Raw genomic sequence first — 12197 nt, 5'->3', positions numbered from 1 at the left:
TTCGTCACTCAGTTCCGAAGATCTCCGGCGCGCGAGGGCTGGCACTCCGAGATTCGCCCCGTAAACTGCCCAATGGCGCGGCGGCGTCGAGGCGCGCACCGGCCCCACCTGACGCACGATTGCCGGAAGAACCCGTAACCCGCCAGAGCACCGACGAGCTGACATCACCGATCACTCCCCGGAGCCGCCTTCCATGAGTTCACGCGTGACACTCACTGTCGTGTTGGCAGCCCTGGTGGTCGGTGCCGTTCTGGTGATCCCCACCGCCTCGGCCCGGTTCTTCGGCGGGACCGGTTCGGACGCCAACCGGTCCGCCGTCGAGCTGATCGATCCGACCCTCGCCATGGCCGAGTCCCCCGAGCCGCCTGCCGTTCCGACGTTGCGGGCCGTACCGGTCTCGGTCCCGGTCGACGGTTTCATGACCTGGGCGCTGCTGGACCGCGACAGTGGCGAGATCGGCGGCTCGGCCAACATGACCGAGACCAGCTCCACCGAATCGATGATCAAAATCTGGATCGTCGCGGACTACCTACGGCAGCTCGATGACGCCGAGCCTGATTCGGAGATCCTGCAGCAGGCCAGCCTGGCCATCCGCGACAGCGACGACCGGGCCACGGACCTGCTGTTCTACCAGGCCGGCGGCGAAGACGTGCTCGCCCGGATGATCGAGATGTGCGGCCTGCAGCAGACCCGGATGGTCGTGCCGCCGGAGGAGGACAACGTCTGGTGGAGCTACACCCAGATGTCCGCCCGCGATGCCGTGCTGATGGGCGAGTGCGTCAAGAACGGCACCGCCGCCGGCCCGTTGTGGACCGACTGGGTACTCGACGAGATGTCCAAGGTGCGGGGCGGGATCGCCGCGTCCGAGCAGGAACCCACCTCCGGCGGTGGCCGCTGGGGCATCATCGATGGACTACCGGAGAGCCTGTTGCGGGAGTCGCCGGTCGGCATCAAGAACGGCTGGACGCTGATCTGGGCGGACGGCATGTGGCATCTCAACTGCCTGGCCGTGCACGACGACTGGGTCCTCGCGGTGATGACTCGTTACCCGGGCTCTTACGGCCTCGAGTACGGGGCGGGCATCTGCCGTGAGGTGGCCCGGCAACTGGTCACCCCACACGCTGGCGCCGCCATCCAGCCAGCCGCCGTACTGCCGACCTCGGCGACACCGACCAGCTGAGATGCCACCCACCTCCTGGTTTCCGAGCGGCCGCCCACTCCGGCTCCTGGCCCGCCGACCGAGCGGCGTGGCCCGCCACGCCCGAGCCGGGTGGCGTACGCCGTTGATCGTGCTCGGCGTAGTCGCACTGGCAGCCGCTGGTATCGCCGGGTTGCGGCTGGTTCCCGACGCGCCGTTGGCCGCCGCCGACGAACAGCGGGCCGACCAGCGGTCCCGCTGGCGTCAGCCGACGGCCGGCCCGAGCGAGAGCCCAACCCCGGAGCCCGACCCCACGCTGTCACCGCTGGCCGTCGCGCCGACCACGGTACGGCTGGACGGCATCGACGGCTGGTGGTCGTGGGCGATGCTCGACCAGCGCACCGGCGAGATCCACGGATCGGCCAACCTGGCCGAGACCAGTACCACGGCGTCGCTGATCAAGGCGTGGATCGCCGCCGACTACCTGCGTTCCTCAGCCGAAGCGGGCCGGTCGCCGAGCGACTTCCGGATGCGGCAGCTCGAAATCATGATCAGGGACAGCGACAACCAGGTCGCTGAGGAGCTGTGGCAGGAGATCGGCCGAACCGCGGCGACCGAGCGGATGATCCGGATCTGCGGGCTCACCGACAGCCGCAGCTCGACCGAGAACCGGTGGAGCACCACCCGGCTCTCCCCCCGCGACGTGGCCCGGCTCGGAGCGTGCATCACCGATGGCCGGGCGGCCGGCGCCGAGTGGACCGACTGGCTGCTGACCGAGATGCGCAGCGTACGCAGTCCAGGCGATTTCGGGGTGATCGAGGCATTCCCGGCAGACGAAGCCGACGGGATCGCCATCAAGAACGGCTGGGTGATCCGCGACGACGAGGGGAATTGGCACGTCAACTGCCTGGCGATCGGCGACGGGTGGACCATCGGGGTGATGACCCGGTTCCCGGCCGACCGGCCCTTCACGTACGGCGGGCAGACCTGCCGTGAGGTGGCTCAGCAGTTGCGGGCAGCGGCAACCACCTCGACCGGCGGCTGAGCCGAGGAGGGCGCCGGTCAGGGCATGAAGAACTCGGGGCCCGCCGGTGGCAGCGCCGGGGCGGCACCCGACCGGGCCGCGCGGCGGGCGAACTCCCGCAGCCCGGCCACCTGCCGGTCACCGAGCGAAAAGTCCAACGCCCGGAAGTACGACGCCAGCGTCGGCGCGTCGAACGGCTCCCACCTGGCGGCGGCCCGGGCCACCTCGTCGAGCTCGGCGAGGCACAGGTCACGCGACCGCAGGAACGCCTGGTGGACCTCCTTGACCTGGCCGGGGTGGGCGGCGGCGAAGTCCCGGCGGACCGCCCAGACGGCGAAGACCATCGGCAGCCCGGTCCAGTCCCGCCACGCCTGCCCCAGATCGATGACGGCCAGACCGCGCGCCGGCGCCTCGTGGTGGGCCCGCAATGCGACGTCGCCGATCAACACGGCGGCGTCGGCCTCCAGCAGCATCTGGGTGACGTCCGGCGGGCAGGTGAAGTAGTCCGGTTCGACGCCGTACCGCTCGGCCAGCAGCATCCGGGCCAACAGCACACCGGTACGTGAGGTGGAGCCGAGCGCCATCGGGCGGCCGGACAATTCACCCAGTGGCCGGGTGGTGACGACGTTCACCGACAGCACCGGCCCGTCGCTACCTACCGCGATGTCCGGCAGCAGCAGGAACTGGTCGGCGTGCCGCAGGTACTCGACCAACGAGATCGGGCCGATGTCCAGGTCGCCGGCGGCCAGGGCGGCACCGAGCCGTTCCGGGGAGTCCTTGTGCAGGTCGACGTCGAGCAGCGCGCCGGAGCGCATCAGCCCCCAGTAGATGGGCAGGCAGTTCAGGAACTGGATGTGCCCGACCCGTGGTCGGCGCAGCACGCCGCCCTCGCCCCCGTCACCGTGACTCATGATCTCCACGGTAGCCGTCGGGTGGCCGCCACGCCCGGCGGCGGCCCAGCCTGTGGCGCACCCCGCACCGGGCACCTGCCGAGCAGACCCGGGCACCTGCCGAGCAGATCGGCCGGCAACCCCGTCGCGCCGGCAGAGCGGGAAATCTGGTTGACCCGCGACGGGCCAGGGGTAATGTCGATGGCCGCTTGACGGCCGCGGTGAGTCGCACCGCAGCGGACGTCCCCCGCGCCGGGCACCGGCCGACCCGGTTCCGGACACGCGAGCGAGCACGCCGGCGATCCCAGCCAGGAGTCAGCATGCCCGCACCCGACCTCGACCGCCCCACACCCGACCGCCGCCCCGCACCCGATTTGGACGGCGAACTCGCCGCCGAACGCGCCCATCTGACCGCGTCCCGCGCCGCCCTCGCCCGGATGCGCAACCGGGCCGAGGCCCTGTTCGGCACCGGCGACCGGGTCGCCGGGGATGCGTACACCGCCGAGACCCTGGGCCGGCACCTGGCCCGCCGGGTCGCCGAGCTGGCCGACAACCCGGACACGCCGCTGTTCTTCGGCCGGCTCGATGTCGAAGACGATCCCGACCTCGACGACGACCTTGAGCCAGGCGGTGAGCCCGATCCGGGCGGGCTGCGGATCAGTCGGCCCCACATCGGCCGCCGGCATGTCGCCGACGACACCGGCGAACCACTGGTGCTCGACTGGCGGGCGCCGATCAGCCGGGCCTTTTACCAGGCCAGCGCCCGCGATCCGCAGCGGGTGCGGGTCCGCCGCCGGTTCGGTTTCGCCGGCGGCGAACTCACCAGCTTCGAGGACGAACACCTCGACCGGGGCGAGGAGCTCGGCACCGCTTCCCGCATCCTGACCACCGAGATCGAACGACCCCGGGTCGGCCCGATGCGGGACATCGTCGCCACCATTCAGCCCGAACAGGACGAGCTGGTCCGGGCCGCGCTGGCCGAGTCGATCTGCGTGCAGGGCGCGCCCGGCACCGGCAAGACCGCGGTCGGCCTGCACCGGGCGGCCTACCTGCTGTACGCGCACCGGGAACGGCTACGCAAGGCCGGAGTGCTGATCGTCGGGCCGAACCGGGTGTTCCTGTCCTACATCGCCAACGTGCTGCCCGCCCTCGGTGAGGTCGAGGTGGCCCAGTGCACGGTCGCCGGCCTGATCGACTCGGTGCCGGTACGGGCAGCGGACGCCCCGACCGCCGCCGCGCTCAAGAACGACCCCAGGATGGCGCAGGTGCTGCGCCGCGCCGTCGAGGCGTACCTCGGCGAACCGGACGAGTCGATCGTGGTGCCGGACGGCTCCTACCGCTGGCGAATCGGCGTCGAGGCGTTGCACCGCATCGTGCGGACGGTCCGCGACGAGGATCCGCCGTACCGGATCGGTCGGGAACGGGTGCAGGCCCGGATCGTCGCGCTGCTGCAACGTCAAGCCGAGACCCGGCGCGCCGAATCACCGAGCGACGCCTGGTTGCGGCGGATGGCCCGGGTGGCACCGGTACGCGCCCTGCTGGACCGGGTCTGGCCGGCGCTCACCCCGACCGGGGTGGTGTCCACGCTGCTCACCGATGCGCAGCGGCTGGCGACGGCCGCCACCGGGCTGCTCGACGAGGCCGAACAGGCGGCGCTGCTGCGGCCACCGGCCAGGTCGGTCCGCACCACCAGATGGACCGAGGCCGACCTGGTGCTGATCGACGAGGTCGCCGGGCTGCTCGACCGGCCCACCGGGTACGGGCACGTGGTCATCGACGAGGCGCAGGACCTGTCGCCGATGCAGTGCCGGGCGATCGCCCGGCGCAGCGAACACGGCTCGGTCACCCTGCTCGGCGACCTGGCGCAGGGCACCGCCCCGTGGGCGGCCACCGACTGGCACCGCACCCTGACCCACCTCGGTCGGCCCGACGCCGCGGTGGTGCCGCTGACGGTCGGCTTCCGGGTGCCGGCGGTGGTGGTCGAGCTGGCCAACCGGCTGCTGCCGGCGCTCGCAGTGGACGTACCACCGGCGGTGTCGCTGCGTCGCGACGGGTCGCTGTCGCTGCGTACGGTCGACGATCTGACCGGTGCCACGGTGGCCGAGGTACGCGCGGCGCTGACCCACGACGGCTCGGTCGGGGTGATCGCCGCCGAGTCCACGGTGACCGGCCTGCGCGACGCGCTGACCGCCGCCGGTGTCAAGGTCACCGGAGCCGCCGGCGACCCCGGGTTCCGGGTGTCGGTGGTCGCCGCGACCGAGGTGAAAGGGCTGGAGTACGACCACGTGGTGGTGGTCGAGCCGGCCGGTATCGTGGCGGCCGAGCCGCGTGGGCTGCACCGGCTGTACGTGGTGCTGACCCGGGCGGTGTCCCGGTTGACGGTGCTGCACGCCGAACCGTTGCCACCCGCGCTGACCGACCATTCCCGGACCGACCACCGGCATTAGCAGAACCGACCGGCGGCACTAGCAGAACGGCGCGCGCCACACCGCCCGCCCCCTCCAGGTTGGCCCGGCGACAGCTGGGAAACAATCGCCAGGTGAGCGATGGAGGGACGGCCGGGCAGGACCGCGCCGGTGGCGGCGGCCGGCGGCTGCTCGGTTTCCTGCTCGCTGTGCTCCCAGTCGCCGTGGTGCCGTTGACCGCCGAGGTGCTGCGGCACCGGCTGCCGGACCGGCTACCGATGCACTGGAACACGGCCGACGTCGTCGACGCGACCAGTTCGCTGACGAACAGCGTGACCGGCTACACGATCGGCGCAGCCGCCGGGGCGGTGCTCGCCGCAGTCGGGGTGCTGCCGCTCGGGCTGCGGTGGCAGCTGCGGCGGTGGCTGATCACCATTGGCGCGGCGGTCGCCGGGTTCGTCGCCGGGATCTGGCTGACCACCGTGGCACTGTCGGTCGACGTACTGGACCCGACCCGGGCACCGGCTCCGAGCTGGCACATTCCCGCGCTGATGGTCGGGGTGACCGGTTGGACGGTGCTGGCGTACGCGGCGTGTGGTCCGCCGCCGGCCCGGCCGGCGGCGGACGGCCGGCCCGCCGCCGAGCTGCCCCGGGTGCCGCTGCCGGCTGACGGTGCCGGGTGGACCGAGCAGACGTCGGTGTCCCGCACCGGGCTGTGGATCCTGGTCCCGTTGCTGCTGCTCGCCGGGGTCCTGGCGGTCTGGATCAACGTCTGGGTGGCCAGCCCGGTGCTGCTCACCATGGCGTTGGTGATGCTGCTGCTGGTGAACCGGTTGACCATCGACCGGCAGGGCATCCACATCGGCTTCGGGCCGTTCGGGTGGCCGCGGATCAGCGTACCGGCGCGGGAGATCGTCGGGGCCGTCCAGACGACGGTACGGGTGTCCGATTGGGGCGGCTGGGGCTACCGCTACCACCCCGACACGCGTGGACGTGCCCTGATCACCCGGTCCGGTCCGGGCATCCGGGTGCAGCTGTCCGGTGGGCGCTATCTCGTGCTGACCACCCGGGAGCCGCAGACCGCAGCCGGTCTGGTGAACACCATCGCGGACCTCGCCGACCGCTGATTCCGGTCCCGTAGGCTCACAGGCCGGTCGGCCAGCCGCTCGACGACTGGCCGGACGGGTTGTACACGGTGTGCAGCTCCGCCGCCACCCGGTCCTGGGCCGCCTCCGCCACGTCCAGCACCGCACCCATCCCGAAGAACTCGTGCGGTACTCCGTCGTAGTGGATGTGCTCGACCGGCACCCCGGCCCCCCGCAGCCGCTGCACGAACGCCTGCCCCTGGTCGCGCAGCGGATCCCGTTCCACGGTCAGCACCACCGCCGGCGGCAGGCCGGCGAGCCGTTGCACCGGCAGGTCGAGCAACGCCACCCGAGGGTCGTCGAGCATCTCCGGGCGAGGGAAGGCGTGCCGGGCGAACCAGCTCAGCATCGGGCGGTTCAGCGGTGCCGCGTCGGCGGCGTCCACTCCGGAGCCGTCATCGACCGTCATACTGGTCACCGGGTAGATCAGCACCTGCAGCAGTGGCAGCCGCTGACCGGCGTCGCGCAACTGCAGACAGGTAGCCACCGCCATGTTGCCGCCGGCGGCCTCGCCGGCGATGGCGATCCGCTCCGGGTCACCGCCGATCTCCCCGGCGTTGTCCAGCAGCCAGCGGGTCGCGGCGAGCACGTCGTCGTGGGCAGCCGGGAACGGATGCTCCGGGGCGTGCCGGTAGTCCACCGCCACCACCAGACACCGTTCCTTGTTGCACAGTGCACGGGGGGTGGCGTCGTAGGTGTCCAGGCTGCCGACCACCCAGCCACCCGCGTACAGGTAGATCAGCACCGGCAGGCCGCCGGCCGGTGACGCCGACGTCGGCCGGTAGACCCGCAGGGTCAGCTCCCCGCCGGGACCGTCGATGGCGAAGTCGAAGACCGAGTCGACCGGCTCCCGTTCCGCCGGGTCTCCCCGGTCGGTACGGATCCGGGCCACCGCGTCGGACAGGGTCGGCTGGCGCCGCGCCTCGGCCGGGTCGAGGATCTCGGTGGGCCGGGGGCCGAGCGCGGCGAACGCGTCCAGCAGCGCCTGCGACTGCGGTTCCAGCAGCCCGGACGCGTCAGTGGCGAACCAGCCACGCCGCCCCGAGGTCCGGTCGCGGAGCCGGTCGACCAGCGCGGCCGGGCCGCCCAGCAGCCGACTGCTGCGGGAGGTGTTCGGTGTCTGCGGATGCGGATGGGTGGGTGCACGGTACTTCGCGGCGGTGAACTGCGCCCCGAGTTCGGCCATCCGCTGCGGACCGACCGCGGCCCGCAGCGCCGGCAACAGCACCCCCTCCTGGTCGGCGGCCTGCCGGCGAACGTCGGCAATCAAATGGTTGAGTGCTTCTTCGAAGTCCAGGTTCCCGGGTCTGGACCGGTCGACCTCGGCCGCCGCCTCCTTGATCCGCTGACGGGTGTCCCGCCCCCACTGGACCAGCTCCGCCACCGCCCCGGCGGACAACCGGCCGGTCACCGCCGGCTCGTCGAAGACCGGGTCGAGGATCTGTTCCTCGGCCGCCAGGTGTATGGAGATCCGGTAGACCACCTGGTCTGCCAGGATCCGCCGGTCGCCCTGGCCGGTTTCCAGCCGCCGGAAAAGCTGGTCCAGCAGGACGTGATCGTCGTTGATCGCCCGGTCGATGTCGCCCGGCAACACCTCGATCACCCGTACCATCGTTCTCCCCCGCTGTTCCACGTCCCGGCCGCTGTCCGGCGTCCCCGCCTGGCTTCGGTCGGTGACGTCAGCCCGGTGCACGGTTACCCTCGGCGCGGGCCATGATTCCGCGTGACGGGCGATTGCTTCGGCGAATCTCCCCCGACCGTCGTCGACCGGGTGCCAGGATTCGGTCAGCAGGGTCCACTCAGCCGATCAGCAGGAGGAAATCCGCCATGTCCGTCGCCGCGGCCGGGGTACCCGCCTGGGTCGACCTCGGTACCTCCGACCTGCTCGGTGCGATCCGGTTCTACGGCGAACTGTTCGGCTGGTCCGCGCAGCCGCCCGACGATCCGGACGCCGAGGGATACACCCTGTTCAGCAAGGACGACAAACTGGTCGCCGGGGCCGGCTCGGTGTCCACCGGCGGGCAGCCGCCGACCTGGACCACGTACATCGGCACGCTGGACGCCCAGGCGAGCGCCAAGCTCGTCGAGTCGGCCGGCGGCACCGTGCTGATGCCGCCGTTCGACGTGCTCGACCGGGGCCGGGCGGCGGTCTTCACCGACCCGGCCGGGGCCAGCTTCGCCGTCTGGCAGCCGCTGTCCATGGCCGGCGCGGAGCTGGCGAACGTGCCCGGCTCACTGTGCTGGAACGAGCTGACCACCCGCGACCCGGAGGGCGCGAAGGAGTTCTACGGCGCGGTCTTCGACTGGGAGTGCCGGGACACCCCGTTCCCACCGATCATGTACACCGAATGGCTGGTCGAGCAGCAGCCCGTCGCCGGGATGATGCCGATGGTCGGCGACGACTGGCCGGCGGACCTGCCGGCCCACTGGATGGTGTACTTCGCGGTGAACGACTGCGACGCCACCGCCGAGCACGCCGCCGCGCTCGGCGGCACCGTCTCAGTCCCGCCCACCGACCTGCCGCACGGCCGGTTCGCCGTGCTCAACGACCCGCAGGGGGCCTTCTTCTCGGTGATCCGGATCGCCGGCGACTGACGGTTCTGGACGGGGAACGTCCCGGTCGCGGACCGGGACGACCAGCGGGCCGTGCGCGCCTGGCAGCACCCGCACCCGGGCCCGGTAGTACCGGGCCAGGTTCTCCTCGGTGAGCACCTCGGCCGGCGGGCCGGCGGCGACCGTCCGGCCGGCGGCGAGCAGCACCAGCCGGTCGGCGTACTCGCCGGCCACCGACAGGTCGTGCATGGTGGCCAGCACGGTCAGCCGACGGTCCCGGCGCAGCTCGTCGACCAGCTCCAGCACCTCCTGCTGGTGGCCGATGTCCAGCGCGCTGGTCGGCTCGTCGAGCAGCAGCAGCGGGGCACCCTGGGCCAGCGCGCGGGCCAGCAGCACCCGCTGACGTTCACCACCGGACAGGGTGGCCAGCCGCCGGTGCGCGAACCCGGCCAGGTCGAGCCGGACCAGCACGTCGTCGACCACCGCCAGGTCGGCCGCCGACTCCCGACCCAGCAGCGGGACGTACGGCGTACGGCCGAGCAGCACGTAGTCGGCGACGGCGATCCCGGCCGGCACCACCGGTGACTGTACGACGGTGGCGACCAGCCGGGCCCGGGCCCGGCGGCCGAGCCGGGTGATCGGCGTACCGAACAGCTCCAGGCTGCCGTCGACCGGTTGCAGCCCGCCGACCGCCCGCAGCAGGGTCGACTTGCCGGCCCCGTTCGGCCCGATCACCGCCACCCACTCACCGGCGACCGCGGTCAGGTCGACACCGTCCAGCACCGGCGCGCCGCCGAGGCGTACCCGCAGATCACGGCCGACGACCGGGATGCCGGCGGCAGTGCTCGCGGGCGCCGGCCCGGTCCCGGGCCCGGTGTCGGGCGCGGGCGCCGGCCCGGTCACAGCGCCACCGTCCGGCGGGTGGTGCGCAGCACCAGCACGAAGAACGGGGCGCCGAAGAAGGCGGTGACCACACCGATCGGGATCTCGGCCGGCGCGGCCACGGTCCGGGCCACCACGTCGGTGACGGTCAGGAACGCGCCACCGAGCAGCATCGACAGCGGCAGGATCACCCGGTAGCTGCTGCCGGCGACCAGCCGGACCAGGTGCGGCACGATCAACCCGACGAAGCCGATCAGCCCGGACACCGACACCGCCGCCGCGGTGCCCAGCGACGCGGCGGCGAGCAGCAGATAGCGGGACCGTTGCGGGTGCAGGCCGAGGCTGGCCGCCTCCTCGTCACCGACCGACAGCACATCCAGCTCGCGGCGGTGCGTTAACACCACCACGGCGGCGATCACCGCGTACGGCAGGACCAGCCGGACCTCGTGCCAGCCGTCGGTGGCCAGCCGGCCCAGCAGCCACGAGTACACCTCCCGGATGGTGTCGACGTGGCGCTGCAGCAGGTAGGTCTGCCCGGCGGCGAGGAACGCCGATACCGCCACCCCGGCCAGGATCAGCGTCGCGGTGGACCGGTCCGGCCCGGCGGCACCCGTACCGAGCAGGTAGGTCAGCGCCACCGCCCCGACCGCGCCGACGAACGCGGCCAGCGGCACCGTCACCGGCAGCCCGGTCAGCACCCCGGTGCCGGAGCGCAGCGCGATGACCGCGGTCACCGCCAGCCCGGCCCCGGCGGCGACGCCGAGCAGATGCGGGTCGGCCAGCGGGTTGCGGAACACCCCCTGGTAGCAGCCACCGGCCAGGGCCAGCATGCCGCCGACCAGCAGCGCCAGCACCACCCGGGGCAACCGCAGCTGGGTGACGATCGCCACCTGCCGCTCGTTGAGTCCACTCTCCACGTCGACGCCGGGCAGCAGGTTGAGCAGTTCGGCGGCGACCGCCAGCGGCGGCAGGCTGGCCGGGCCGAACGCCAGCCCGGCCAGGGCCGACAGCACGACGGCGGCCACCGCACCGGCGAACCAGCCGGCGGTCAGCCCCGGACGGCGCCGGCCGGTCGGCCCGGACCAGCCGGCTGCTCGTTGCGGGTCGGTCCGCCGGCCGGGCCGTCGCACCGGCGTACGGAGCACGTCAGGACGCCGCCGCCGCGTCGACCGCGTCGACGATCGCCCGGACTAGGTCGACCACCCGGGGACCCCAGCGGGACGCGACGTCGTCGTCGAGCTCGACCACCTGACCGGCCTGTACTGCGGTGATGGTGGACCAGCCGGCCCGCTGCGCCACCGTCTGCGCGTCCTGCTGGCAGCACTTGGTGTCGGCCAGGAAGATCAGGTCCGGGTCGGCATCGATCAACGCCTCGGCGGACAGCTGCGGGTAGCCACCGGCCTCCCCGGACGGGTCCGCCGGATCGGCGATGTTGGTCAGCCCGACCATGGTGAACAGCGACCCGACGAAGGTTTCGCTGGTCACCGTGTAGAGAGTCGGGTCGAGCTCATAGTAGTAGCTCAGCGGCTCGGCCGGCTGCGCCACGTCGGCGATCAGCTTGTCGATGTCGGACCGCATGGTGTCGACCAGGTCGGCCGCCGCCTCCGGGTGCCCGGTGAGCGCGCCAAGTTCGGTGATCTGGCGGTACGTGTCGTCCAAGGTGACCGCCGCCCCGGCCAGGTAGACCGGGATCGACAGTCGGGTCAGCCCGGCCACCACCTCGTTGGTGTCGCCGGAGAGCACCACCAGGTCGGGTTCGTAGCCGGCGATCGCCTCGACGTTCGGGGTGAACCCGGACAGCTCGGTGGTCGGCGCCTCGGCCGGGTGGTTGGAGTTGTCGTCGACCGCTGCCACCTGGTCGCCGGCACCGATCGCGAAGAGCATCTCGGTGGCGGTCGGCGACAGCGCGACGATCCGCTCCGGGCGTACTTCCAGGGTGAGGTCGCCGACGGTGACCGGGTAGCTGGCGGCGGCCTCCGGGCTGACGCCGGGCTGCGCGTCGTCGGGTCCGCCGGAGCCGTCGCCGGCCTGGCCGCAGCCGGTCAGGGCGAGCGTCGCGGCGGTGGCGACCGCAGCGGTACGCAGCAACGCGGCCCGCAGCGGGTGGGGTCTGCTCATCTGGTCCTCCTGTCGGTCGAGGGCTGGTGCTTCGCCGACAGG

At 72.5% G+C, this 12197-nt stretch carries 9 protein-coding genes and 1 pseudogene; 5 read left to right on the top strand and 5 right to left on the bottom strand.

Features of this window, described 5'->3' with window-relative positions:
- The first annotated feature begins 193 nt into the window (after positions 1-193).
- Both ACFHWU_RS19280 and ACFHWU_RS19275 read left to right on the top strand, forming a co-directional pair.
- The gene (locus ACFHWU_RS19280; RefSeq protein ID WP_416591196.1) at positions 194-1180 is read left to right on the top strand and encodes a serine hydrolase; all 987 of its coding nucleotides are present in this window, start codon (positions 194-196) and stop codon (positions 1178-1180) included.
- Position 1181: 1 nt separating this feature from the next.
- Positions 1182-2183: a hypothetical protein gene (locus ACFHWU_RS19275; protein ID WP_416591195.1), complete on the top strand. Its 1002-nt coding sequence runs from the start codon at positions 1182-1184 to the stop codon at positions 2181-2183.
- A gap of 17 nt (positions 2184-2200) precedes the next feature.
- Here the strand turns inward: ACFHWU_RS19275 and ACFHWU_RS19270 are convergent, their stop codons facing one another.
- A complete protein-coding gene (locus ACFHWU_RS19270) occupies positions 2201-3073 on the bottom strand; it encodes a menaquinone biosynthetic enzyme MqnA/MqnD family protein (RefSeq protein ID WP_416556517.1) in 873 nt (290 codons plus the stop codon).
- A gap of 299 nt (positions 3074-3372) precedes the next feature.
- Here ACFHWU_RS19270 and ACFHWU_RS19265 point away from each other — a divergent pair, with 299 nt between their 5' ends.
- Entirely contained in the window at positions 3373-5499 is a 2127-nt protein-coding gene (locus ACFHWU_RS19265; RefSeq protein ID WP_416591194.1) for a HelD family protein, read from the top strand.
- 92 nt (positions 5500-5591) lie between these two features.
- Positions 5592-6584: a hypothetical protein gene (locus ACFHWU_RS19260; protein ID WP_416591193.1), complete on the top strand. Its 993-nt coding sequence runs from the start codon at positions 5592-5594 to the stop codon at positions 6582-6584.
- Between the two features lie 16 nt (positions 6585-6600).
- Here the strand turns inward: ACFHWU_RS19260 and ACFHWU_RS19255 are convergent, their stop codons facing one another.
- Positions 6601-8205: an alpha/beta hydrolase fold domain-containing protein gene (locus ACFHWU_RS19255; protein ID WP_416568569.1), complete on the bottom strand. Its 1605-nt coding sequence runs from the start codon at positions 8203-8205 to the stop codon at positions 6601-6603.
- A 224-nt stretch (positions 8206-8429) separates the two neighbouring features.
- Here ACFHWU_RS19255 and ACFHWU_RS19250 point away from each other — a divergent pair, with 224 nt between their 5' ends.
- Positions 8430-9197 (top strand): VOC family protein, encoded by a 768-nt coding sequence (locus tag ACFHWU_RS19250; RefSeq protein WP_416591192.1) that lies wholly within the window; start codon positions 8430-8432, stop codon positions 9195-9197.
- Positions 9198-9209: 12 nt separating this feature from the next.
- On the opposite strand, the pseudogene ACFHWU_RS19245 reads toward ACFHWU_RS19250, so the two are convergent.
- From ACFHWU_RS19245 to ACFHWU_RS19235, 3 genes and pseudogenes are all read right to left on the bottom strand, one after another.
- Positions 9210-9986 (bottom strand): annotated as a pseudogene (locus ACFHWU_RS19245) (ABC transporter ATP-binding protein); the annotation flags it as partial.
- Between the two features lie 68 nt (positions 9987-10054).
- The gene (locus ACFHWU_RS19240; protein WP_416591191.1) at positions 10055-11182 is read right to left on the bottom strand and encodes a FecCD family ABC transporter permease; all 1128 of its coding nucleotides are present in this window, start codon (positions 11180-11182) and stop codon (positions 10055-10057) included.
- 1 nt (position 11183) lies between these two features.
- Complete coding sequence (locus tag ACFHWU_RS19235; protein WP_416556523.1) at positions 11184-12155, bottom strand: ABC transporter substrate-binding protein; 972 nt, start codon at positions 12153-12155, stop codon at positions 11184-11186.
- Positions 12156-12197: the final 42 nt, after the last annotated feature.

It is taken from the genome of Micromonospora sp. LOL_015 (assembly GCF_048060275.1).
GTDB lineage: Bacteria > Actinomycetota > Actinomycetes > Mycobacteriales > Micromonosporaceae > Micromonospora_E.
Note: the sequence above shows the minus strand (reverse complement) of the source record. Positions and strands in the feature narration are given on the sequence as shown.

Bases quoted from the DNA above. Each gene is read 5' to 3' on its own strand.
- ACFHWU_RS19280 (WP_416591196.1), top strand. From the start codon at position 194: ATGAGTTCACGCGTGACACTCACTGTCGTGTTGGCAGCCCTGGTGGTC.
- ACFHWU_RS19275 (WP_416591195.1), top strand. From the start codon at position 1,182: ATGCCACCCACCTCCTGGTTTCCGAGCGGCCGCCCACTCCGGCTCCTG.
- ACFHWU_RS19270 (WP_416556517.1), bottom strand. From the start codon at position 3,073: ATGAGTCACGGTGACGGGGGCGAGGGCGGCGTGCTGCGCCGACCACGG.
- ACFHWU_RS19265 (WP_416591194.1), top strand. From the start codon at position 3,373: ATGCCCGCACCCGACCTCGACCGCCCCACACCCGACCGCCGCCCCGCA.
- ACFHWU_RS19250 (WP_416591192.1), top strand. From the start codon at position 8,430: ATGTCCGTCGCCGCGGCCGGGGTACCCGCCTGGGTCGACCTCGGTACC.
- ACFHWU_RS19235 (WP_416556523.1), bottom strand. From the start codon at position 12,155: ATGAGCAGACCCCACCCGCTGCGGGCCGCGTTGCTGCGTACCGCTGCG.